This is a genomic window from Sphaerisporangium sp. NPDC049457, from assembly GCF_055586705.1.
This window is the reverse complement of sequence record NZ_JBVJHR010000001.1, coordinates 465,995-489,308: the sequence shown is the minus strand read 5'-3', so window position 1 is coordinate 489,308 and position 23,314 is coordinate 465,995. Positions and strand designations below refer to the sequence as shown.

Here is a 23,314-nt window from a genome sequence, read left to right as displayed (position 1 = left end):
TCATGTGATCAACGCCGCCCTGGGGCGTCCGCTCACTAGTCCAGAAGACCCGTCTGGGCAGATTCTGCGCGTGGAATTCCCCGCCGCAGGGCGGCTCGCCTCCGTGCCCCCAGAACGACGAGCACGCGTTGATGTGTGGGCGCAGCCGGGCGGCGCGTTCGATGGGGTTGACGTGGCCGGCCTGACTCTGGTCAGCGAACTCCGGCCGGGAGGCGCGGTACCGATGCCCCTGTCTCATGACCGGGACACAATGACCGAGGTCTTGCTGTACGGCTCCGTCACCGATCGCCCCGGCGGATGGGTGCGTGCCCGGATGCTCCCCCTTGTCGCCCCGCACCGCCAGCAAATCGAACAGCAGATAAGGGGTGCGTTCGCAGCCCGGCCTGGATTCAGTGGCACCCCCGTGGTGGAGGAGGCCACCGGTCACATGGCGGGACTCTTGGTGGCCACCGCGACCGGGAGGGAGGACACCGACGTTTATGCCATCCCGTTGGCCAGCCTCGTTTCAGCGTGGCCCGCGGTGCTGGCATCCGTCCCCCCTTCCCCGTACAAGGGGTTGGAGGCATTCGGAGTCGGCGATCGAGACCTTTTCTTCGGCCGGAGCACAGGCGCGGACGAACTTGAACGCGCTGTGGCGCGGCAGGGCCTCGTCGCGCTCGTCGGGGCTTCTGGGGTCGGCAAGTCGTCCTTGGTTCAGGCCGGGTTGATCCCGCGACTCCAGGCTCAGGCGGCACGGTGGAGCATCGTGACGGTACGGCCGCAACCGAACCTGTCGATGGCGCTTGCCGCCGGGTTCGCTCGAATGACAGGGGCACGCGTTCCTGTCCCTCCGAATGATCTCGAGGCTTGGCGGCGCCGTATCCATCAAGACGGATTCAGGGGGGCGAGCGATATGGCGCGCGCCTCCGGCGAGAACGACCGTCTCCTTCTGGTCGTCGACCAATTCGAGGAGGTCCTTCAGAACGAACCGCCCGACAACGACGAGTTGCTGCTCCAGTTCGCCGAACTGTCGGAGGCACGAGATCCCACGCTCACCGCCGTGCTGGCTCTTCGGGAGGACGCTTTCGGCACCTTCTTTGTTCGGCATGCTCGCTTCGGGGAATGCTTGCGTAGGAACGCCATCGCGCTCCGGGGCATGGACGTCCAAGAACTGGCCGAAGCCGTCCGTGCTCCCGCCGCCTTGCGAGGGGTGACAATCGCCGACCGTCTGGTCGAAAGGCTCGTCAAGGCCGTGGCCGAGCGTCCTGGCGCACTGCCGCTCCTGGAGTTCTCACTTGATCAGATGTGGCGGACTCTAGGACCCGGCCAGAGCGTGTTGTCCTTCGACGCCTATGAGGAGATCGGCGGTCTAGACGGGGCGCTGGCGCGCCATGCCGATGAGGTCTTCGACTCGCTCACCGAGACCGACAGGACCGTTGTGCCCAGCCTTTTCCTCAACCACCTCATCTCGTCCGAACGCGTCGACCTCCGCCGTGTCGCCCGCAGGGCCGATATTCCGGCAGGAGACTGGCCGGTCGCCGTTACTTTGGCCAACGAGCGGTTGCTGACGATCGGTCGCCGTGACGACGGTCATGAGACGGTAGAGGTCGTCCACGAGGCGTTACTGCGCGCCTGGGGCAGGCTGCATACCTGGCTTGACGTCGAGCAGCCGTTTCGCGAGTGGCGACGCCAGTTGCGCTACGCCATGGAGCCGCAGCCTGGTGAGCAGGACCCGGAATTGCTCACCGGCCCGATGCTCGCGGCTTCGCTGCGGTGGCTAGAGGAGCGGCCTGGCGATGTAAGTCTCGAAGAGCGCCGATTCATAGAAGCGAGCAGAGTCAAGCGCGATGAGGCCGAGTACCGTTACCGGCTGCTCTATCGCCGGTCGCTGGCGCGGACGCTCGCAGCGGCGGCCGAGGCCGTGACGGACGGAGTGCTCTCTCTCCTGCTCGCCGTCGAGGCGCTGGAGCGATCTTCGGATGCCACAGCCGACCGTCTCGTCCGCACCTGCCTACAGCGCTTGCGCGTGGGGGAGACAGAGCCCGTCAGCAGCGACGCGGATCACGACAGCGGCTTCAGCAGAGCTCGCGATCGGCTGACGCTCGATGATTGGGGCAGGGGACCCGGCCTGGCGGGGCACTGGCGGCTCACCGGTGACGGCTACGCAGTGCTGATCGACGAGCGCGGCCGAGCAGGCGTCGTATGGGACCACGGCAAGACGACCACCATCTCGATGTCCGGCCCCGCGGTCACCGCGGCTCATTCGCCCCAAGCGGGGGTGATGTGCCTGGCCACGGAGGAAACCGGCGAGTTGCTCGTCTGCCGGGTCACCGACAACGTAGAGATCATCGGCAGGCGCACTCTTGGCGTTCCCGTCACATGTGTCGCTCTGAACGACAGCGCCGACTTGCTGGCGGTCGGCTGCGATGACCAGGTTATACGTTTCCTGCACACCGCCGGTGGATTTGAGGAGGTGGTGCGCGTGCCCTGCGCCGGCTTCGTGCATGACGTCGACATCAGTGTGGACGGTACCCGCGGAGCGGCGCTCACAAGAACAAGGATCCTTGTATGGAATCTGTTGACACTGGAGTTGGAGGCCGAGGCTCGCTCCGACACCGACATCAGGCGGGTCGCGTTCACAGGCGAGCAGGATCATTTGATCGTCGGCAGCAGGGAGCGGTCGGCAGGCAGGGTTCCCATCAGCGGCAGCACCTTGGCCAGCTGGGCCAGGCGAGCGGCGGGCCGGAGTCTGACGCCGCAGGAGTGGCGGCGCTACGTCGGCGCAGAGGACATGGACTGACTCGCTCTCAGCCTCGGCGCAGTACTCGCACGGACCTGTCCGTCACCGGTACCACCTCGCCACCCCGGTACAACTTGGAGCTGATCTCGATAGGAACCGCAGTGTCGATCTCCGAAACCCAGACGTCGCCGAAGTCTTTGGGGATGACGAAACCGATGCTTTCGTGGTGGGCGTTGAACATCAGCAGGAACGAGTCCTCGATGATGCGCCGTCCCCTGCGGTCGGACTCGGTGATGGCCTCGCCGTTGAGGAACACGCACAGCGACCTGGCGTAGCCGTTGTTCCAGTCGGCGTCGGTCAGCGCCACCCCGGCGGTGGTGAGCCAGGCGATGTCGGGCAGCTCGTCGCCCGACCCGCGCACCGCGCGGCCGAAGAAGAACCGCCTGCGCCGGAACACCGGGTGGTCGCGCCGCAGCCGGGCCAGCCGCTGGGTGAACTCCAGCAGCAGCCGGTTCTCCCTGATGTCGGACCAGTCGACCCAGCTGATCTCGTTGTCCTGGCAGTAGGCGTTGTTGTTGCCGAGCTGGGTGCGGCCCAGCTCGTCGCCGTGGGAGAGCATCGGCACGCCCTGCGACAGGAACAGCGTGGTGAGGAAGTTGCGCTTCTGCTGCTCGCGCAACGCCTCCACCGCGACGCTGCCAGGGCCTTCCTCGCCGCAGTTCCACGAGCGGCTGTCGTCCGTGCCGTCGCGGTTGCCCTCGCCGTTGGCCTCGTTGTGCTTGTGGTCGTAGGACACCAGGTCGCGCAGGGTGAAACCGTCGTGGCAGGTGACGAAGTTGATGGAGGCAGCCGGCCTGCGCGCGGCGTCCTGGAACAGGTCGGCCGATCCTGTGAGACGGGTGACGAATTCCGGTGAGGGCGTGCCCTTCCCACGCCAGAAGTCGCGGATGGTGTCGCGGTAGCGGCCGTTCCACTCGGTCCAGCGGGGCGGGAAGTTGCCCACCTGGTAGCCGCCCGGCCCGACGTCCCACGGCTCGGCGATCAGCTTGACCTGGCTGAGCACGGGGTCCTGCTGGACCAGGTCGAAGAACGCCGACAGCCGGTCGACCTGATGCAGCTCGCGGGCGAGCGTGGCCGCCAGATCGAAGCGGAACCCGTCCACGTGCATCTCGATGACCCAGTAACGCAGCGAATCCATGATCAACTGCAATGTGTGAGGGGAACGGACGTTGAGGGAGTTGCCGGAACCGGTGGTGTCGACGTAGTGGCGTGGGTCGTCGTCGACGAGCCGGTAGTAAGTCCGGTTGTCGATGCCGCGCATGCTCAGCGTGGGTCCGAGGTGGTCGCCTTCAGCCGTGTGGTTGTAAACGACGTCGAGAATGACCTCGATGTTCGCCTCGTGCAGGGCCTTGACCATGGCTTTGAACTCCAGCACCTGCCCTCCGCGCTGCCCTGCGCTCGAGTAGGAGTTGTGCGGGGCGAAGAAGCCGATGGTGTTGTAACCCCAGTAGTTGGTCAGGCCGCGCCGCTGCAACGTGTCGTCGGTGATGAACTGGTGCACGGGCATCAACTCGATCGCCGTCACCCCGAGCATCGCCAGGTGGTCGATGATCTCCGGGTGCCCGAGGGCGGCGTAGGTGCCCCTGATGCGCTCGGGAATGCGCGGATGCTGGATGGTGAGCCCCCGGACGTGCGCCTCGTAGATCACCGTGTCGTGGTACGGCGTCGCCGGGGGGCGGTCGTGGCCCCAGCCGAAGAATGGGTTGATGACCACGGATTTCATGGTGTACGGGGCGCTGTCGACGGGACTGGGCCGATAGCGCGAAAAGCCACGCTCATCTCCGAACAGCGCGTCGTCCCACTGTGGCAGGCCTTCGATGGCCTTGGCATAAGGATCGAGCAGTAGCTTGGCGGGGTTGCACCGTCGTCCGAGGACGGGCTCGTAGGGGCCGTGGATCCGGTAGCCATACCGCTGCCCCGGTCCGACCCCCGGAAGGTAACAATGCCAGGTGAACCCCTCGACCTCGGTGAGCAGCACACGCTCTTCGCCCCCGTCGCCGAAGAGGCAGAGCTCGACCCTTTCGGCGACCTCTGAAAATACCGAGAAGTTCGTGCCCACACCGTCGTATGTCGCGCCTAGGGGGTACGGGTCGCCGGGCCATTGCTCGTGCACACCGCCTCCTCACCCGGGCCGCCTGCCATGCGGAGTCTCTTTGGTTCGGCTCGTGTCGAAGCGCGCCGCGAACGCCATACCGCACCACGATCTCATGAGCACTCTGCCGACCGACCTCATCTGCGCCGATCTGCTGCCGTGCCCCGCCGTCTCCAAGGGTGGTGGCACCGGTGCCTCTGCGGAGTGCTCAGGGTGTGAGCGGGTCAGGCGGAGGCCGCCCCGGTACGCGGAGGAGGTGGCGTGCGCGGCGTTCCGCCGGTCAGACGTAGGGGTCGAGGCCGGGGCGTTTGGGGGTGACCGTGTCGCCGGAGGAGGTGCCGCGCAGGCGGCGGCCCATCCACGGGAGCAGGTACTGACGCACCCACAGGCGGTCCTCGCGGAGCTTGGCCCTGCGGTCGACGTGCTCGCGCGGCGGCCAGATGTGGCGCCAGTCGTCCTCCGACGGCACGCCGAGGACCTCGCACACCTTCGCGGCGACGAACCGGTGGCCTTCGGCGTTCATGTGCAGGCGGTCCTCGCTCCACGCCCGCCAGTCGCGCAGCGACTGCATCGACCACTGGTCGACCAGGTGGCAGCCGTAGAGGTCGGCGATGGACCTGATGTGCAGGTAGAACACCGCGCAGCGGCCCCGGGCCTGGCGCAGCAGCGGCGTGTCCCGCACGTCCACGCCGGTGAACAGCACGACGTCGGCGCCGGCGGCGCGCAGGTCGCGCACGGCCCGCGCCAGGGTCTTGGCCATGCGGTCGGGGTCGGCGCCCGGCCGCAGCAGGTCGTTCCCGCCGGCGCACAGGCTGACCAGGTCGGGCTTGAGCTCGATGGCCGCCGGGACCTGCTGCTCGACGATCTGGTCGAGCAGCCTGCCGCGCACGGCGAGGTTGGCGTACCGGAAGCCCGGCTGCAGCGCGGCGAGCCGTTCGGCCACCCGGTCGGCCCAGCCCCGGAAGTGCCCGTCGGCCCCGGGGTCGTTGAGCCCCTCGGTGAAGCTGTCGCCGACCGCGACGAAGGATGTGTACTGCCTCACCGGCCGGCCTCCGCGGACCGATGGGTGTGGGAGAGGGCCGCGCGTGCTCACTGCTCGCCCTCCGCGATGGCGCGCAGGGCCAGCTCGTAGGAGCGCAGCCCGAAGCCGGCGATCGTGCCCGTGGCCACGGCGGCGACCACCGAGGTGTGCCGGAACTCCTCGCGGGACGCGGGGTTGGAGATGTGCACCTCGATCAGCGGCGCGGTGCGCTGGGCGATGGCGTCGCGCAGGGCGTAGGAGTAGTGGGTGAAGGCGGCCGGGTTCAGCACCACGGGGATCGCCCCGTCGGCGGCCTCGTGGATCCACGACACCAGCTCGGCCTCGTCGTCGGTCTGCCGGACGTCGACCGTCAGCCCGAGCTCCCTGCCGGTCTGGCGGCACAGGGCGGCCAGGTCGTCGAAGGTGTCGGCCCCGTACACGTCGGGCTCGCGCGTGCCGAGGCGCGACAGGTTGGGACCGTTGAACACGTAGACCGTTCTCATCTCACCCTCGCCGCCTGCCCTTTCACGTGAACGGCGCCCTTGGAGGGGGGCGCCGCGAGCGCCCCGCGCGTGCCCGCCGTCATCGCGCGATCTCGCGGAAGGCCGCCTCGAGGAGTTCCTCGGGCGGGTCTTCCAGGCGGGTGACCTCGGCGACGTCGTCCAGGATCACGAACCGCTGCCGGGCGCCGCGGTTCTTCTTGTCGACGCGCATGTGGTCGCGCAGCTCGGACCACACCTCGGAGCGGTAGGACGTCGGCAGCCCCACCGACGTGAGGATCGACCGGGTGCGCTCCACCAGCGCGGCCGTCGCGTGGCCGGCCAGCCGCGACAGCTCGGCGGCGTACACCATGCCGATGGCCACCGCCTCGCCGTGCCGCATCTGGTAGTCCTCGACGCGCTCGATGGCGTGCGCGAGCGTGTGGCCGTAGTTGAGGATCTCGCGGACGCCGGACTCGCGCAGGTCGGCCCCGACGACGTCCGCCTTGACGCGGACCTTGCGTTCGATCAGCTCGCGGGTGTGCGGGCCGTCGGGCGCCCGCGCGCCCTCGGGGTCGTCCTCGATCAGCAGCAGGATCGTCGGGTCGGCGATGAAGCCGCCCTTGATGATCTCGGCGAGGCCGGCGACGTAGTCCTCCCGGGGCACCGACACCAGGGTGGCCAGATCGCACAGCACGCCGGCCGGCGGGTGGAAGGAGCCGACGAGGTTCTTGCCCTCGGGGGTGTTGATGCCGGTCTTGCCGCCCACCGCGGCGTCCACCATGCCGAGCAGCGTGGTGGGCACCTGCACGACCTTGACGCCGCGCAGCCAGGTGGCCGCCACGAACCCCGCCAGGTCGGTGGTGGCCCCCCCGCCCACGCCGACGACGGCGTCGGAGCGGGTCACGCCGTACCGGCCGAACGCCGACCACAGCTCGGCGGCGACCTCCACCGACTTGGCGCGCTCGCCGTCGGGGACGGGCAGCGCCACGACCGAGAACCCGGCGGACGACAGGGCGCCGCAGACCGGCCGGGCGATCTCGGGAAGGCCGGCCGGGTGCACCACCGCGACGGTGCCGACGCCCTCGCCCACCAGCCCGGGCAGCTCGGCCAGCACGCCGGTGCCGACGACCACGTCGTAGGGGCGCTCGCCCTTGACGGTGACGCGGGTGCTCGTCATGCCGGCAGCCCCTTGACGATCTCGTCGGTGATCTCCTCGGGCGCGCGGCCGTCGGTGGCGACGATGAGCGAGGCGAGCCGCTCGTAGATGGGGCGGCGCTCCTCCATGAGCTTCTTGAGCTGGCTGCGCGGGTTGAGCACCAGCAGCGGGCGCGCCTGGGCCAGGCCGACGCGCTGCACGGCGTCGGACAGGCCGACCTGGAGGTAGACCACCGCGTGCCCGGCCAGGAGCTCCTGGGTCTCCTGGCGCAGGACGGCGCCGCCGCCGAGCGACAGCACGCCGTCGTGCTCGGACAGCGCCCGGCGCACGGCCTCGGCCTCCAGCTCGCGGAAGCGGTCTTCGCCGTCGTCGACGAAGACGTCGGAGACGGGCTTGCCGGCCACGGCCTCCACGTCCTCGTCGGTGTCGCGGAAGCCCGCGCCGAGACGGCCCGCCAGCAGGCGGCCGATGGTGGACTTGCCCGACCCGGGCGGGCCGATCAGCACAACTCTGGGAGAGGTCACTTGATCACCATCGAGGACAGGTAGCCGGAAACGTTGCGGGCGACCTCCTCCACGGAGTCGCCGCCGAACTTCTCGACGGCCGCGTCGGCGAGCACCAGCGCGACCATCGCCTCGGCGACGATACCGGCGGCGGGGACCGCGCACACGTCGGACCGCTGGTTGATCGCCTTGGCGGGCTCGCCGGTGAGCACGTCGACCGTGGACAGCGCGCGGGGCACCGTGGAGATCGGCTTCATGGCGGCGCGCACCCGCAGCGGCTCGCCGTTGGTCATGCCGCCCTCGACGCCGCCGGCCCGGTTGGTGACGCGGCGCACGCCCTCGCCGGTGTTCTCGATCTCGTCGTGGGCCTGGGAGCCCCGGCGGCGGGCGGTCTCGAAGCCGTCGCCGACCGCCACCCCCTTGATCGCCTGGATGCCCATGAGCGCCCCGGCCAGCCGCGAGTCCAGGCGCCGGTCCCAGTGGACGTAGCTGCCGAGGCCCGGCGGGAGCCCGTAGGCGACCACCTCGACGACGCCGCCGAGCGTGTCGCCCTCTCTCTTGGCCTCGTCGATCTCTTCGATCATGGCCGCGCCGGCGTCCTCGTCCAGGCAGCGCGCCGGATGCTCGTCGACGGCGTCCAGGTCGCCGGGGGCGGGGATGACCCCGGCCGGCGCCTCCGTCGTGCCGATGGACACCACGTGGCTGAGGATGTCGACGCCGAGCGCCTGCTTGAGGAAGTTGCGGGCGACCTGGCCGAGCGCGACCCGGGCGGCCGTCTCGCGGGCGCTGGCCCGGTCGAGGATGGGGCGGGCGTCGTCGAAGCCGTACTTCTGCATGCCCGACAGGTCGGCGTGGCCAGGGCGCGGGCGCGACAGCGGCGCGTTGCGGGCCTGGGCGGCCAGCAGGTCGGGGTCGACCGGGTCGGCGGCCATCACCGTCTCCCACTTGGGCCACTCGGTGTTGCCGACCCTGATCGCCACGGGGCTGCCGAGCGTGCGGCCGTGGCGCACGCCGCCGACGATGGTCACCTCGTCCTTCTCGAACTTCATGCGCGCCCCCCGGCCGTACCCCAGCCGGCGCCTCGCCAGAGCCTGCTCGACGTCGGAGGTCGTGACGGCCACCCCGGCGGGCATTCCCTCAAGGATCGCGACGAGTTCGGGGCCGTGGGATTCACCTGCGGTCAGCCAGCGCAACATGATGACAAGTCTTCCATGCACCGCCCACTGCCCTCGCCCCGCCGCCCCCCTACCGATCATCCGAAGCGCCACCCCCGCTCCAACGGCCGCCGCCCCACACCGCCCCCATCACCGGGCCGCATGGCGGGGCGCGGCGGCGGGCAAGGGTACGGCGGATCCGGCGCCTCCGTACGGCGGTGACCCCGGCGCCACCGCGACGCCGCGATCAGAAGAACGGCCGGCTCAGCAGGGCGGTGAGGGCGCCGAGGAGGATGAACGGGCCCAGCGGGAACTGGCTCTTCAGCGTGCCCCGGCGCGCGGCGAGCAGGCCGACGGCGTACAGGGCTCCGAGGAACTGCCCGGCGAACGCCCCGACGAGCCAGGCGTCCCAGCCCAGGGCGCCGGTCAGCATCCCCGTCACCCCGGCGAGCTTCACATCACCCAGGCCGAGCGCCATGGGACGCGCGAACCACATGACCGCGTACGCGCCCGCCAGGGCCAGGCCGCCGAGCACCGCGTCCCCCACCCGCCCCGAGGGGACCAGCAGCGCGGCGACGATCGGGTACGAGGGCAGGGTCAGGACGTCGGGCAGCCGCCGGGTCCGCCAGTCGACCACCGCCAGCGCGCACCCGGCCACGGCCATGTACAGCCAGGCGGCGAGCAGGCCCGTCCCGGCGAGCCGCCACGCGACCAGCGCGGACACCGCCGCCGTCGTCACCTCGATCGCCGGTGGCCACGCCGGCAGCGGAACGGCCCGCGACGCCCGGCGGAACGCCTCCCGCGCCTCGGCGCGGTACGCCCGCCGCAGCGCCGTCGCCTCCTCCCGCGATCCGGCGCGGTCATCAGCCGGGGCTTCGTCCGGCGATCTCGCGGAGTCGGGGTGGAAGCCGCCGGCCAGGACGCGCACGTAGGCTCCGGCGACCAGGCCCGCGACCGCCGCGCCGGCGACGATGAAGCTCACCCGCCGACCCTAGTGCGCGTCAGATCGGCGCGGCGGTCATCGCGGGTGGCGGCGCAGGCGGGTGAGGAGGCCGCGTCTGCGGTCGGGGACGCGGGCGACGGTCACCTCGGCGTGTTCGGACAGCTCGCGCAGCAGAGGTTCCAGGCCGTCGTCCCGCGACGGGACGCGGCCGATGGAGGCCAGGGCGTGCAGCATGCCGCCCTGGACGGCGAACGGCACCGGCCCCGCCACGTCGACCATGACGGCGGCGGCGTCCTCGCCGAGCGCGGCCCGGCAGACCTGGGGCGTCACCGCCTGGATCGGGCGCGCGTCGGCGCGCCACAGGCGGAGCGACTCGGCGCTGGTGAAGGCGGGGACGGCCTTCCTGCCGTCGGCGCCGACCAGCACCGGCAGCGCCATCTCGCTCTCTTTCTCCTGCTTGAGGCCGTGCTCGCCGACCTGCGCCTCGGTGAGCAACGCCACCACCGGCACCAGCAGGCGCGCGGTGCTCAGCGCCGACGCCACCTCGGCGGCGTCGGCCGTGCCGGCGGCGTAGGCGGCCAGCGCCGCCGTCACGGAGGCGTCGGCGCCGCCGTCGTCGTCGGGGACCAGGGGCTGCGGAATGCTCGGCACGGTTCCGACCCTACCCATCGCCGGCTCCGCCTCCGCTCCTGGCACGCACAGGCCGGTCTCATCTACGGCCGGCCAGGACATGCTGGACCGGATGGCCACGCCCCTGCCATGTACAGGCCGGTTCGGCCTGTACATGGCAGGGGCGTGCGCGTCCTCGCGCGGGGGCGATCAGCCGAGGTCGGCGATCGCCGCGACGGGGCCGCCGCCCGAGGGGCCCTGGTGGACGGCGGCGACGGACACGAACACGGCCGGGTCGCCGGTGACGCTCGCGGCCACCCCGCCGACCGTGGCCTTGATCTGCCGGTGCCAGTGCACGTCGGAGTCGTCGAGCATGATGTTCCTGCGCCCGCGCACCCGGCCGCTCGGGTCGGCCTCGCACTTCATGAACACGTTGACGAGCCGGTCGCCGAGGTCGCTCGGGTGGGGGCGGTCCGGCAGTTCGATGCCGCTGTCGCGGATGGCCTCCCAGATGCCGTCGGCGTCCAGGGCGTCCTTCATGACGCTGTGCCCGATGCGGTAGCGGCCGCCGACGCCGCGCACGTTGCCGACCACGACGATCTGCGCGCGGTCGAGCTCGACGCCCGACGAGCAGGAGGCCACGCTGGAGTACAGCGACAGGTCCTTGTGGATCTGCCCGGCGGCGGGCATCTCGATCTCGCCGAGGGCGACGGCGATGCCCAGGGCGGTCGTGGAGTTGGAGATGTCCATGGACGGCCCGGTGTCTTCGATCACGACGTCCTGGCCGCGCGACTTGGCCTCGGTGATCGTGGCGAGGGTGAGCAGCGGGGTCTTGGTCTGCACGTAGTGGACGTCGGCGGGGTCCTCGATGCCCGCGATCTTCATGGCCTCGCGGACGCCGGCGGCGACCTTCTCCACCATGGCGGGGCGGCCGATGTCCTCGGGCAGGATGACCTCGCTCATGGCGACCCCGACCGAGACGCGCGGCTCGTCCGACGGCTCCACCCGGGACGGGTCCACGGAGGCGAAGATCGTGGCGTGCGGGCTGAGCACGCCGTCGGTGCCGCCGGACCACACCAGGGGCACCTGCGCGACCTCCTCGGGGGTCCGCGTGCCCTTGGCGACGAGCACCTCGCGGAAGGCGCGGTCGGCGAGGATGCGGGTGTAGTCGTTGACGCCGCCGTTGCCCTCGGTCTTGCCGATCACGGCGAGAACCCGGTCGGCCTCGATCACCCCGTCGTCGATGAGCCTCTCCAGCCCGGAGGCGTCGGTGACGCTCTCGATGGCGACCTTGCGCACCTCGATCGGATCCGGCATGTCTCCCGCCTTTCGGTCGTTCCATCCGCTATGTCGATTCATCGTGCCCACCCGCCACGCCGGATCCGTGGAGCCACGCGCCGCGCCCTTCGCAGGGCACGCCGCTTCGACCGGCCAGGTTCACCAGCCGACCACCGTGCCGGCGTCGCCGTCGATCGCGCCGCCGAGGTGCTCCAGCGAGGTGATCACCGCCCGGCCGCCGCCCTCGGCGAACCGCAGCGCGGCGCGCACCTTCGGCCCCATGCTTCCGCTCGCGAAGTGCCCGGCCGCGTGCAGCTCGCGCAGTTCGGCGACGGTGGTGCGGCCGATCGGGCGGGCCTGGCCGGTGCCGTACCCGGCGACGGCGGCGGGCACGTCGGTCGCGACGACGAGCACGGTGGCCCGTACGGCGGCCGCGAGCACCGCGGCCGCCGCGTCCTTGTCGACCACGGCCTCGACGCCTTCGAGCGAGCCGTCGGCCCGGCGGGCGACGGGGACCCCGCCGCCACCGGCCACGACGACGGTGTACCCGGACTCCATCAGGGCGATCGCGGCGGGCGCGTCGAGGATCTCCAGCGGCTCGGGAGAGGCGACCACGCGCCGGAACCCCTTGCCGGGGAACGCGCGCCAGGTCTGCCCGAGCCGCTCGAATCTGCGCGCCTCGGCCTCGGTGAAGTACCTGCCGATCGGCTTGACCGGATCGGCGAACGCGGGATCGGCGAGGTCCACCAGGGTCCGGGTCACCACGACGGCCGCGCGGTGCCCCAGGGCGTTGAGGATCAGCACGCCGATCGTGGCCTGGGTCTGGGCGCCGCACCAGTCGAGCGGCACGGGCGGCACGACGTCGGCGGCGAGCTGGTTCTTCAGCAGGAGGTTGCCGACCTGAGGGCCGTTGCCGTGCGTCAGGACGACCTGGTGGCCCTGGGAGATGAGCGCGGCGACGTGCGTCATCGCGCGCTCGACGGCCCGGCGCTGGTCGAGCGGGGATGCGCTTCCGTCCGGCGCGGTCATCGCGTTGCCGCCGAGAGCGATCAGTACGCGTTCACCCACAGCCCGAAGCTATCCAGCGGCCCCCTGCTTCTCATTGGCGATATTTGCCCACGAACACCACTTTCTTCAGATATATCCGCTGATTCGATGGCTTGCGGGCCGGCAGTCCCGGGCGGTGCGCATCCGGTCACGGCGGTGCGCATCCGGTCACGGCGGGGCGCCATACGGGCGCGCCGGAATCGCCGCGCGAACGAGACATATCCGGCTGGCCGCGAGCCCGCCAAAAGGCGGGCGTACAGGGCAGAATCAGGGCGTGGAATCCCAGAGATTAGAGCGAGACGAAGTCGCCGCGGCCATGGCCGCCCGCCGCGAGCTCGGCCCGCAGTACGAGCTGGAGCTCGCCGAGTCGCTCGTCGACCGGGTCAACGCGGTGATCGACGCCAGGCTCGCCAAGACCCCGGCCCGGCGTTCCGGGCCCGACTGGGCGCAGATGTCCCTCGGCCTGGGTTCGCTGGCGATGTCGATCCCGCTGGCGGCGGTCGTGACCCGCAATGGGGAATCAACCGTGCCGCTGCTGCTGGTGTTCGCGCTCATCGCCGCGATCAACCTGGCCTACGCGCTCAGCAGGATCTCCGGCCGCCGCAGAGACTGACCAGGGCACGCGAGGACGCCCCGCCTGGGATGATGATCTCCCCCCACTCGAACGGAGATCGCTGTGGTCACCGCGCCATCGTCCGACGCCGCGCCCTCGCCCGGGTTCACCCACGAGCGCGTGGGCATGTTCACCGACGCCGTCTTCGCCATCGCCATCACGCTGCTGGTCATCGACATCAAGCGGCCCGACGAGCACGACTTGGAACATCTGCCGGCCTTCATCGGCGAGCAGCAGGGGGCCTTCACCGCGTTCGTGATCGCCTTCGGGATGCTCTGGGCGGCCTGGCGGGCCCACCACACGCTGTTCGACCAGGTCAGCAGGGTCTCGCGGGCGGTCGTCACGGTGCACCTGCCGCTGCTGCTGTTCGCCGCCTTCCTGCCCTACCCCACCGGCATCTTCGGCGAGGCGTCCGGCGAGCCGATCGCCATCAGCATGTTCGCCGGCACCGAGGCCATACTGATGCTGTGCCTGGCGACGCTGATGACGCTGGTGGTCAGGCAGGGGCTGTACACGCCGGACGCCGACCCGGCGCGCCTGGGCGTCCACGCGGTCGTCTACTGGGGCATCGGCGTCTACTGGGCGCTCACCGCGGCCCTCGCCTGGGTGATGGCCGGGGTGGTGCCCCTGCTGTGGATGCTGACGCCCGTGCTGGCCTTCGCGCTGGTCAGAGCGGCCCGCGGCGTCCGCGGACGGCCCGTCCCCTCCCCCGCCGGCCCGGCCGACCCGCAGCCCTGACCCCGGCGCGCGACCACGGCCCCGGACCCGGTGAGCATGGTCGTCCACATCAGGTCGTCCGGCCGTGCTCCTCAAGGCTCTTCAAGGCCCTGTAAGGATCTGTGAGGCGTAAGGATCTGTGAGGCCCTTCAGGACCGGCGCAGGCGGGCGAGCCGCGCGACGGCCTCGTCGATGATCTCGTCCTTCTTGCAGAAGGCGAAGCGGACGAAGTGCCTGCCCAGTTCGGCGTGGTCGTAGAACACCTGCGTGGGGACGGCCACCACGCCGGCGAGCTCCGGCAGCCGCCTGGCGAGCTCGGCGCCGTCCGCGAAGCCGAGCGGCCGGATGTCGGTCTGCACGAAGTACGTCCCCTCCGGCCGGTACACGCCGAACCCGGCCGCCGACAGCCCGGTCATGAGCCGGTCGCGCTTGGCGGCGAGCGAGTCGCGCAGCCCGGCGACCCAGCCGAGCTCCTCGCGCAGGGCGTGGGCGACGGCGATCTGCCACGGGCCGCCCGCCGTGTAGGTGAGGAACTGCTTGACCGACTGGACGGCCGAGACCAGCGGGGCAGGGGCGCACACCCAGCCGACCTTCCACCCGGTGACCGAGAAGGTCTTGCCCGCCGAGGAGATCATGACGGTGCGCTCGCGCATGCCCGGCAGCGTCGCCATCGGGACGTGCTCCACGCCGTCGAAGACGAGGTGCTCGTACACCTCGTCGGTGATCGCGACGAGGTCGTGCTCCTGGCAGACGGCGGCGATCAGCGACAGCTCGTCGCGGGTGAACACGGTGCCGGTGGGGTTGTGCGGCGAGTTGACGAGGATCGCCCTGGTGCGCGGGCCCACGGCCGCGCGCAGCTCGCCGGGGTCGAAGGTGAACCTGCCCTCCACCGGGCGCAGCGCCACCGGGCGGCGGACCGCCCCGGCGAGCGCGACGGCGGCGGCGTAGGAGTCGTAGTACGGCTCGAACATGATCACCTCGTCGCCGGCCTCGCACAGCGCGAGGATCGACGCCGCCAGCGCCTCGGTCGCGCCCACGGTGACCAGGATCTCGCCGTCCGGCTCGTACAGCAGGCCGTAGTGCTGCTTGCGGTGCTCGGCGACGGCCTGCCGCAGCTCGGGCAGGCCCGGACCCGGCGGGTACTGGTTCGCGCCGGCCCTGATCGCCGCGATCGCGCGTTCGAGCATGGCGTCGGGCCCGTCGGTGTCGGGGAAACCCTGCCCGAGGTTGATCGACCCGGTGCGCACGGCGAGCGCCGTCATCTCGGAGAAGATCGTCGTACCGAACTCACGCATGCGCGCGACCAGTGGCTCGTTCACGCCGGCCAGCCTATCCAGCCGCCCTGTCGCCGGCCCACCGGCAGATCGTTTCCGTGCCCCCTCCCCGAAGGGGATATATCCCGAAATAAGTAATTTCCAGGGGAATTGCAGGACCATGCAGGGGACGTCCGTCGTGTCGCCGCGTTAGCCTTCTGGGGTGGTCGCCAGGTTTGTCGGCAATGCTGAGGAGCGCCGTGAACCGGCCCCCGCCCGGATCCGGGAGCTGGACGCGCTGCGCGGCTTCGCCGTCTGCGGCATCACGATCGTCAACACCTGGCAGCACGTCTCCGGCGCCGTCCGGCGCGGCACCACCACCCCCACCGACTGGCTGGTCGAGAACCTGCTGCAGAGCCGCTTCTTCCCGATCTTCTCCTTCCTGTTCGGCATCAGCTTCGTGCTGTTCCTGCGGTCCGCGGCCCGCCGGACGGCCCACCCCCGGATCGTGCTGCTCCGCAGGCTCTCGGCCCTGGTCGCGCTCGGGCTGCTGCACCGGCTGATCGCCCCCGGCGAGGTGCTGCTCCCCTACGCCCTCACCGGCGCGCTGGTCCTGCTGCCGGCCTCCTACCTGCGCCGATGGGCCGTACTGGCCGCCGGGACCGCCGCCACCGCGTGGGCGGCGCTGTTCCACGGCGGAGGGATCTGGCTGATCCCCGGGCTGTTCCTGCTCGGCATGGCCGTGATCGAGTACGCCCCCGGGCCCCGCGCGCTGCGGGCGGCCTTCCTGGTGAGCGCGCCGCTCGCCGTGACGCTCACCGGAGCCTGGCAGTACCTGTGGGCGCACCAGGAGACGCTCCGCCTCCCCTTCACCTTGAGCGTGTACCCGCTGGCCGGCCTGGCCGCGGCCACGGCGTACTGCACCGGCCTGCTGCTCGTGCTGGACCGCCTCCCCGGGCTCATGGCCGTGCTCGAACCGCTCGGCCGCCTCGCCCTCACCGCCTACGTCGCCGGCACGCTGATCACCCTGGCGACGCTGCCGCTGCTCACCAGGGACGGCAGCCGGGCCGGCGTGCTCGCCGTCTCGGCCGCCGCCGTCGTCGCGCTGGCCGCCTTCGCCCGCTGGTGGACGGCCCGGTACAGGTACGGCCCGCTGGAGTGGGCCTGGCGGTGCATCACCTGGTGGGAACCGGTGCCCAACCGCCGCCCGCGGATCTCGGCAGCCGGGGGTCCCGGCCTTTAGGCTGGTGCGGTGACCCGCATCGCCCTGTGCCAGATCCCGGTGTCGACCGACCCCAAGACCAACCTCGAGCGCGTGCGCGACGCCCTCGGCCGCGCCGCCTCGCGCGGCGCGACGCTCGCCGTGTTCCCCGAGGCGACGCTGACCCGGTTCGGCAAGGGCATCGCCGAGTCCGCCGAGCCGCTCGACGGCCCCTTCGTGACCGCCGTGGCCGACGCCGCGCGGGCCAACGAGATCGCCGTCGTCCTCGGCACGTTCGAACCCGCGGGCGACGACGGCGCCGGCGACGGGCGGGTGTACAACACGGCCGTCGCCCTCGACCGGCGCGGCCGGCTGCGGGCCGCGTACCGCAAGATCCACCTGTTCGACTCCTTCGGCGCCCGCGAGTCCGACCTGGTCGCCCCGGGCGACACGCCGGTGGTCGTGGAGCTGGAGGGCCTGCGCCTCGGCCTGATCACCTGCTACGACGTGCGCTTCCCCGAACTGGCGCGCGCGCTGGTCGACCAGGGCGCGGACACCTTCGCAGTGATCGCCGCCTGGGGGTCGGGCCCGATGAAGGAGGAGCACTGGGCCACCCTGGTCAAGGCGCGCGCCATAGAGAACACCATGTGGACGGTCGCCGTCGGCCAGGCCCCCGACCCCGACGCCAAAGACGGCTTCGGGGTGGGGCGCAGCATGCTCGTCGACCCGCTGGGCGTGGTCCGTGCCGATCTCGGGCCCCGTGGCGCGGTCCAGGTCGTCGAGGTAGACCCGGCCGAGACCGAGCGCGTGCGCGCCACGCTGCCCTGCCTTTCGCACCGGCGTCCAGATATTTATCGCTCCATGCCGAATGCCGAGGTCGGCAGATCGTAAAATGCGGGATGTGAGCGAGCCGGCACCAAGCACCCAGATGCAAAAGGTCATTCCACCTCGGCTGCTGGTGCCCTACCTCGCGGGCCAGCGCACCATCATCTCCGGCTACGTCTACCGCGTCCAAGACTGCTCGCGGCTGACCACTCCCGAGCAGCTCGTGTCCGCCCTCGACCTGACCTTCGAGGGGTCCGAGCTCACGCCCTCGGTTCCCGAGCTGTACATACTGCGCTGGCAGGTGCGCGACACCGACACCTACGTCGTCCCCTACGGCCCTCACATGGGCGGAGATTGGAACGATTCGCCGCCCTTCGCGGGCAACGGGTTCACCACGTCCCGCCAGCACGTGGTGCCCCAGTTCCACACCCCGCCCATGCCCATCCCGGCCGGCGCGGAGATCCGCCACCTGACCGGCCGCGGCGAGCGGCGCTTCGCCGACTACGACGGCCTGACCTGGCGGCCGGCCGCATGAGCGACATCGAACCCGTCGGCCTCGGCTTCATCGCCCACCAGCACGACCAGACCTACGCGGCGGCCCTCGGCCCGGGTCCCGACGACGTGACCCTGTTCAGCGAGGAGCCGCGCGAGGGCTTCGAGCGGGCGGGCGCCTACTGGCGGCGGCAGGTCCGCCGCGAGGACCTCCAGTGGCTGGTCCTGCTGCGCACGGTGGGCGCGTTCGGCGGCGAGCCGTGCGTGGTCCTCGACGAGGACGACGACGGCCTGCACATCGCCTACACCGGCCACAGCGGGCTGAAGGCCGAAACGCTCGGCTACTGGATGGTCGACCACGGCGCCTACGAGGTGGTCGTGCCGCACGAGGAGGTCCACTCCATCCGCGTCGAACGCGTCCCGATCCCCTGTCAACCGACGCAGGGCGCAAGTGTCTCTGGAGTGTGACCGAAGCCTCCGTCATCTCACCGGGCCGGCCGTCCTTCGCCGAGATCTTCGCCGCGCACTATCCGGCGATGGTACGGCTGGCCGGCCTGCTGGGCGCGGACGATCCCGAGGACATCGCGCAGGAGGCCTTCGCGCGCCTGCACCGGCGGCTGCCCCGCCTGCGCGATGACACGGCGGCCCTGCCGTACCTCCGGGCGATCGTCTGCAACCTGACCCGCAACCGGGTACGCCACCTTCGCCTGGCACGCCTGCGAAGGCCCGATCCTCCGCCCGCGGTGGGCAGCGGCGAGGAGGCGTTCCTGATCGCCGAACGGCATCGCGACCTGCTCGCCGCCGTGGACCGGCTGCCGCGCCGCCAGCGCGAGGCCCTGGTCCTGCGGTACTGGCTCGACCTGTCGGAACGCGAGATCGCCGACGCCATGGGCGTGTCCCCCGGCTCCGTCAAGAGCCACGCCAGCCGCGCCATCGCGGCCCTCGGCCGTGCACTCCAGGAGAGCAGCGATGATTGACGACGACCTCCGCGCGGCCCTGCGCGCCCGCGCCTCGACCTACCAGATCGGTCCGCACGCGTGGCTCGGCGTCCAGCGGCGCCTCGGCGCGGGCCGGCGTCGCAGGTTCGCCGCCCTGGCGGCCGCCTCGCTGTCGGTGGCCGCGCTGGCCGCCGGCGTGCCGCTGGTGCTCTCGGACGCCGGGTACGACCGCGCCTCCACCACCCGCGCGACCGCCACCGCGGCCCCGTCCAAGGAGCGCGAGGACGCCTTCGAGAGCGAGTCACGAGAGAGTCCTCCCATCGGTGACACAGTGACCCTGGTCAACCCCACCGACGGCCGGCCCATGCGCCTCTGGTTCAGCAGGAAGCCGCAGCAGCGGGGCCTCGACCAGCCGGTGCCGCCCGGCGCGCCCACGTACGTCGTCCTCTGCTGGGCCATGCAGTCAGGCCAGCGCGGCCTGACGTACGCGGGCTGCCCGGTGATCGACGCCGACCTCCGCCGTTCAGGCGAGTACGCCTGGTACGTCGGCGGCACGGCGGCCGACTGGTCGCGCGGGGAGACGTTGATCTCCTACGGCGTCGCCCGTTCCATGGTGGGGAGGGTGTCGGCCATCGCCGCGGACGGGACCCGGCTGCCCGGTGTGATCTACCGCCCGAGGGGCGCCCCCGCGGCGGTGTGGGCGGTGACCTACCCGGCGCGGGCACGGGTGCGCACCTTCGAGTTCAGCGACGCCAAGGGCAAGGTCCTCCTCCGGGTGACGCCCGCTCCCCCCGTGCCCTTCCCGTCGAGCGCGAGGCCCTTGACGCCCACCGTCGTCATGCCCGGAGGGCTCACCGCGCGTATGTACCAGGACGAGACGCTGGCCTGGCTGCGCGACGGGGTCGCGGTCGCCGCGACGGAGATCATGACGACCGGCGCGACGGTGGGCCGGCGGGCCCGGATCCGCAACTGGCAGTTCGGGGGCGGCCGCTGGTTCGGCGTCGCCACAGAGGGGACGGCGAAGGTCGAACTGATCGCGGGGAAGCGCCCACCCGTCCGGGCCACCACGACGCGCGATCCGTGGAAACGCGGTCTCGCGCTGTTCTCGGCCCCCTGCGGGTGCGAGGACGACCTCTACGCCGAGGGGTACACGATGGTCGGCTTCGACGCCCGCGGCAAGGAGATCTGGCGGGAGAAGGAGCCTCCCCATCCGCCCCGGTGGACCGACATCCCCCTGTCCACACCGGCGCCATGAGCGGCCGCCGCGAGTCGCTCGGACGACGATGACGGACCGGCCACCAGCCACCGGCCCGGAACGGCGGCGACGGACCGGCCGCCAGCCGGGACGACGGTGACGGAGCCAGAGGTCAGCTCGGCGTGCCCAAGTAGCGATAGCGGGCCAGGCGGGCCGCCAGGCGGTCCTCGGGCGGGCGGTCCATCAGGCCGAGGATCTCGTGCTCGATCGTCGCGGCGACCCGCTCGCAGAACGCCCTGGGCTCGTACGCGGCGTCCGGGAACTCCGGGATGACGCGGTCGACGATGCCGTCCCGCCTGAGGTCGCGGGCCTGCACCCCTTGGGCCTTGGCGATCTCGGGCGCGAAGTCGATGGTCCGGTACAGGATCGCCGACGCGCCCTCCGGCGGAAGCGGCGACAGCCAGCCGTGCTGGGCGCACAGCACCCGGTCGGCCGGCAGCAGCGCCAAGGCCGCGCCGCCCGCGCCCTCGCCGAGGATCAGGCACACGGTGGGCGCGTCCAGCGTCACCAGGGTGGCCAGCGAGCGGGCGATCTCGGCGGCCAGCCCGCCCTCCTCGGCCGTCCTCGACAGCGCCGCCCCCGCCGTGTCGATCACGGTGACGAGCGGCAGGCCGAGCTCGGCGGCCAGGTCCATGCCCCGGCGGGCGACGCGCAGCCCCGCCGGGCCGAGGTGCCGGCCCGAGCTCTGCCTGCGGTCCTGGCCGAGCACGACGGCGGGCGCGCTGCCGAACCTGGCCAGGGCGAGCAGCAGGCCGGGATCGTTCTCCCCCGCGCCGGTGCCGTTCAGCGGGGTCACGTCCGAGGCGCCGAGCTTGAGCAGCGCCTTGACGCTCGGACGGTCGTCGCGCCGCGAACGGCTGATCGCCTCCCAGGCGTCGACCTGGGCGACCCGCTCCTCCGGCTCCGTACGCCAGGCGAGCCCCTCTCCGGCGGCGTCCCCCTGCTGACCCGCGTCGCCGGGACGGCCCGCGGCGTCCGCACGGTCGCCCGCGTCGCCTGAGCGGCCCGCATCACCCGGACGGCCCGCATCACTCGGACGGCCAGCGGCGTCCGCGCGGCCTGCGGCGTCCATCCGGGCGCACAGGACGTTGAGCGCGCGGATCGCCACCTCGCGGGCCTTCTCGGCGGACACCACGGCGTCGATGAGGCCGTGCTTGAACAGGTTCTCGGCGACCTGCACGCCCTCGGGGAACGGGTAGCCGTGCAGGGCCTGGAAGACCCTGGGCCCGAGGAAACCGATCAGCGCCCCGGGCTCGGCGGCGGTGACGTGCCCGAGCGACCCCCACGAGGCGAACACGCCGCCGGTGGTGGGGTGGCGCAGGTACACGATGTAGGGCAGGCCCGCGGCGCGGTGGACCGACACGGCGGCGCTGATCTTGATCATCTGGACGAAGGCGAGCGCGCCCTCCTGCATGCGGGTGCCGCCCGACGCGGGCGCGGCCAGCAGCGGCAGCCCCTCGGCCGTCGCCCGCTCCACGGCGCGCACCAGCCGCTCGGCGGCGGCCACCCCGATCGAGCCGGCCAGGAAGGAGAACTCGCAGGCCATGACCGCCACCCGGCGGCCGCCCAGCAGCCCCTCGCCGGTCACGACCGACTCGTCGTAGGGCGTCCTCGCCCGTGCCGCCGCGAGCTCCTCGGCGTACGGCGAGCCGGGGGGCGCGGGGTCGACGGTCGGCTCGTCCCACGACTTCCACGACCCGGGGTCCAGAACGGTGCGGATCAGCGTGTACGCGTCCGGCCGGGCGGCGGCGCTCACGCTTCCCGCTTCGCCAGCCAGGCGAGGACGGTCTCGTTGTCCTGGCCGAGGGCAGGGGGCGGAAGGTGCTCGGGGGGAGGCGCGTCGTCGAACCGCAGAGGCGACCCCGGCAGCTCGATGGCGCCGAGCACCGGATGGTCGACGCTGACGACCATCCGCTGCGAGCGCGTCTGCTCCCAGGCGTAGACCTCGTCGAGGGTGCGGATCGCCCCGGCCGGGATGCCGGCCTCCGCGAGCGCGGCGAGCCAGTGGGCCCGGTCGTGGGCGAGCAGCGCCTTCTCGATGTCGGCGATCAGCTCGTCGCGGTGGGCGAAACGCTCTCTGTTGACCGCGTACCTGGGCGCCTGCGGGTCGATGCCGACGATCGGCGCGAACCTGCGCCATTGGACATCGTTCGCGACGGCGATCTGAATCATCCCGTCGGCGCAGCGGAACGCCCCGTACGGCGCGATCGAGGCGTGGTGGTTGCCGCCGGCCACCGGCACCTTGCCGCCGACCGTCCATGCCGTCCCGTGGTAGGAGTGCACGCCCACCACCGACGCCAGCAGCGAGGTGCGCACCACCTTCCCCTTGCCGGTGCGCTCCCTCTCGTACAGGGCGGCCAGCACGCCGTACGCGCCGTGGATGCCGGCGAGCAGGTCGGCGATCGACGAGCCCACCCGGTACGGCTCGTCGGGCGAGGGACCGGTGAGGCTCATCAGGCCCGCCTCGCCCTGGGCGATCTGGTCGTACCCGGGGCGCCCGCCTTCGGGCCCGTCATGGCCGAAACCGGTGATCGACAGGATGACCAGGCGGGGGTTCAGCTCGTGCAGGCGTTCCACGGGGAAGCCGAGCCGGTCCAGCACGCCGGTGCGGAAGTTCTCGATCAGGACGTCGCTCTGCCGCACGAGCCGGGTGAGCAGGGCGGCGCCTTCCTCGGACTTCAGGTCCAGGGTGATGGACCGTTTGTTCCGGTTGGCCGCCAGGAAGTACGTCGAGATGTCCCCCGAAGGCCCGACGAAGGGCGGCCCCCAGCCGCGCGACTCGTCGCCGCCGTCGGGATGTTCCACTTTGATCACCATGGCGCCAAGGTCGCCGAGCATCTGCGCTCCGTGCGGCCCGGCCAGCGCCCGGGACAGGTCGAGGACCACGATGTCGCTGAGCGGTCCCTGCAAGGTCAGCCTCCACGGGGATCAGGGGGAGAACACGTTCCGGTCCACA

At 71.7% G+C, this 23,314-nt stretch carries 22 protein-coding genes; 9 read left to right on the top strand and 13 right to left on the bottom strand.

Going from position 1 to position 23,314, the window contains the following annotated elements:
- Positions 1 to 70: 70 nt before the first annotated feature.
- Positions 71 to 2,779, top strand: coding sequence for an nSTAND1 domain-containing NTPase (locus tag ACZ6QO_RS02055; RefSeq protein WP_465846757.1), 2,709 nt, complete (start codon positions 71 to 73; stop codon positions 2,777 to 2,779).
- A gap of 7 nt (positions 2,780 to 2,786) precedes the next feature.
- Here ACZ6QO_RS02055 and glgX read toward each other — a convergent pair whose 3' ends face one another.
- The 10 genes from glgX to ACZ6QO_RS02005 all read right to left on the bottom strand — a co-directional run bounded on the left by glgX (position 2,787) and on the right by ACZ6QO_RS02005 (position 13,085).
- Positions 2,787 to 4,892, bottom strand: coding sequence for a glycogen debranching protein GlgX (gene glgX / locus ACZ6QO_RS02050; protein ID WP_465846755.1), 2,106 nt, complete (start codon positions 4,890 to 4,892; stop codon positions 2,787 to 2,789).
- 259 nt (positions 4,893 to 5,151) lie between these two features.
- Positions 5,152 to 5,913: an SGNH/GDSL hydrolase family protein gene (locus ACZ6QO_RS02045; protein WP_465846753.1), complete on the bottom strand. Its 762-nt coding sequence runs from the start codon at positions 5,911 to 5,913 to the stop codon at positions 5,152 to 5,154.
- 47 nt (positions 5,914 to 5,960) lie between these two features.
- Positions 5,961 to 6,395, bottom strand: coding sequence for a type II 3-dehydroquinate dehydratase (aroQ, locus tag ACZ6QO_RS02040; RefSeq protein ID WP_465846751.1), 435 nt, complete (start codon positions 6,393 to 6,395; stop codon positions 5,961 to 5,963).
- Positions 6,396 to 6,474: 79 nt separating this feature from the next.
- Complete coding sequence (aroB, locus tag ACZ6QO_RS02035; RefSeq protein WP_465846749.1) at positions 6,475 to 7,551, bottom strand: 3-dehydroquinate synthase; 1,077 nt, start codon at positions 7,549 to 7,551, stop codon at positions 6,475 to 6,477.
- Positions 7,548 to 8,054 carry a shikimate kinase gene (locus ACZ6QO_RS02030; RefSeq protein ID WP_465846747.1) on the bottom strand — a complete coding sequence of 169 codons (507 nt, stop codon included), beginning with the start codon at positions 8,052 to 8,054 and terminating at the stop codon, positions 7,548 to 7,550. The genes aroB and ACZ6QO_RS02030 overlap by 4 nt, the downstream gene beginning before the upstream one ends.
- Positions 8,051 to 9,229 carry a chorismate synthase gene (aroC, locus tag ACZ6QO_RS02025; protein ID WP_465846745.1) on the bottom strand — a complete coding sequence of 393 codons (1,179 nt, stop codon included), beginning with the start codon at positions 9,227 to 9,229 and terminating at the stop codon, positions 8,051 to 8,053. The genes ACZ6QO_RS02030 and aroC overlap by 4 nt, the downstream gene beginning before the upstream one ends.
- A 205-nt stretch (positions 9,230 to 9,434) precedes the next feature.
- The gene (locus ACZ6QO_RS02020) at positions 9,435 to 10,169 is read right to left on the bottom strand and encodes a prepilin peptidase (RefSeq protein WP_465846744.1); all 735 of its coding nucleotides are present in this window, start codon (positions 10,167 to 10,169) and stop codon (positions 9,435 to 9,437) included.
- 36 nt (positions 10,170 to 10,205) lie between these two features.
- Positions 10,206 to 10,799: an SseB family protein gene (locus ACZ6QO_RS02015; protein WP_465846742.1), complete on the bottom strand. Its 594-nt coding sequence runs from the start codon at positions 10,797 to 10,799 to the stop codon at positions 10,206 to 10,208.
- 150 nt (positions 10,800 to 10,949) lie between these two features.
- The gene (bar, locus tag ACZ6QO_RS02010; RefSeq protein ID WP_465846740.1) at positions 10,950 to 12,056 is read right to left on the bottom strand and encodes a barbiturase; all 1,107 of its coding nucleotides are present in this window, start codon (positions 12,054 to 12,056) and stop codon (positions 10,950 to 10,952) included.
- Between the two features lie 120 nt (positions 12,057 to 12,176).
- A complete protein-coding gene (locus ACZ6QO_RS02005) occupies positions 12,177 to 13,085 on the bottom strand; it encodes a carbamate kinase (RefSeq protein WP_465846739.1) in 909 nt (302 codons plus the stop codon).
- Positions 13,086 to 13,338: 253 nt separating this feature from the next.
- On the opposite strand from ACZ6QO_RS02005, the gene ACZ6QO_RS02000 reads away from it, so the two are divergent.
- Entirely contained in the window at positions 13,339 to 13,677 is a 339-nt protein-coding gene (locus ACZ6QO_RS02000) for a hypothetical protein (RefSeq protein ID WP_465846737.1), read from the top strand.
- Positions 13,678 to 13,740: 63 nt separating this feature from the next.
- Positions 13,741 to 14,415 carry a TMEM175 family protein gene (locus ACZ6QO_RS01995; protein WP_465846735.1) on the top strand — a complete coding sequence of 225 codons (675 nt, stop codon included), beginning with the start codon at positions 13,741 to 13,743 and terminating at the stop codon, positions 14,413 to 14,415.
- Positions 14,416 to 14,543: 128 nt separating this feature from the next.
- On the opposite strand, the gene ACZ6QO_RS01990 is transcribed toward ACZ6QO_RS01995, so the two are convergent.
- Entirely contained in the window at positions 14,544 to 15,713 is a 1,170-nt protein-coding gene (locus tag ACZ6QO_RS01990) for a pyridoxal phosphate-dependent aminotransferase (protein ID WP_465846734.1), read from the bottom strand.
- A gap of 157 nt (positions 15,714 to 15,870) precedes the next feature.
- On the opposite strand from ACZ6QO_RS01990, the gene ACZ6QO_RS01985 reads away from it, so the two are divergent.
- Genes ACZ6QO_RS01985 through ACZ6QO_RS01960 form a run of 6 tightly spaced genes read left to right on the top strand, consistent with a single transcriptional unit; the run spans position 15,871 to position 20,358 of the window.
- A complete protein-coding gene (locus ACZ6QO_RS01985) occupies positions 15,871 to 16,890 on the top strand; it encodes a DUF418 domain-containing protein (RefSeq protein ID WP_465846732.1) in 1,020 nt (339 codons plus the stop codon).
- Between the two features lie 9 nt (positions 16,891 to 16,899).
- Positions 16,900 to 17,739 (top strand): carbon-nitrogen hydrolase family protein, encoded by an 840-nt coding sequence (locus ACZ6QO_RS01980; protein WP_465846730.1) that lies wholly within the window; start codon positions 16,900 to 16,902, stop codon positions 17,737 to 17,739.
- A 10-nt stretch (positions 17,740 to 17,749) separates the two neighbouring features.
- Entirely contained in the window at positions 17,750 to 18,208 is a 459-nt protein-coding gene (locus ACZ6QO_RS01975) for a hypothetical protein (RefSeq protein ID WP_465846728.1), read from the top strand.
- A complete protein-coding gene (locus ACZ6QO_RS01970) occupies positions 18,205 to 18,633 on the top strand; it encodes a hypothetical protein (RefSeq protein ID WP_465846726.1) in 429 nt (142 codons plus the stop codon). The genes ACZ6QO_RS01975 and ACZ6QO_RS01970 overlap by 4 nt, the downstream gene beginning before the upstream one ends.
- Complete coding sequence (locus tag ACZ6QO_RS01965; RefSeq protein ID WP_465846724.1) at positions 18,630 to 19,142, top strand: sigma-70 family RNA polymerase sigma factor; 513 nt, start codon at positions 18,630 to 18,632, stop codon at positions 19,140 to 19,142. Before ACZ6QO_RS01970 ends, ACZ6QO_RS01965 begins: the two co-directional genes overlap by 4 nt.
- Complete coding sequence (locus ACZ6QO_RS01960) at positions 19,135 to 20,358, top strand: hypothetical protein (protein WP_465846723.1); 1,224 nt, start codon at positions 19,135 to 19,137, stop codon at positions 20,356 to 20,358. Before ACZ6QO_RS01965 ends, ACZ6QO_RS01960 begins: the two co-directional genes overlap by 8 nt.
- Positions 20,359 to 20,470: 112 nt before the next feature.
- Here the strand turns inward: ACZ6QO_RS01960 and ACZ6QO_RS01955 are convergent, their stop codons facing one another.
- Together ACZ6QO_RS01955 and ACZ6QO_RS01950 are read right to left on the bottom strand one after the other, a co-directional pair.
- The gene (locus ACZ6QO_RS01955) at positions 20,471 to 22,114 is read right to left on the bottom strand and encodes a carboxyl transferase domain-containing protein (protein ID WP_465846722.1); all 1,644 of its coding nucleotides are present in this window, start codon (positions 22,112 to 22,114) and stop codon (positions 20,471 to 20,473) included.
- Positions 22,111 to 23,268 carry a CaiB/BaiF CoA transferase family protein gene (locus ACZ6QO_RS01950; RefSeq protein ID WP_465846720.1) on the bottom strand — a complete coding sequence of 386 codons (1,158 nt, stop codon included), beginning with the start codon at positions 23,266 to 23,268 and terminating at the stop codon, positions 22,111 to 22,113. Before ACZ6QO_RS01950 ends, ACZ6QO_RS01955 begins: the two co-directional genes overlap by 4 nt.
- Positions 23,269 to 23,314: the final 46 nt, after the last annotated feature.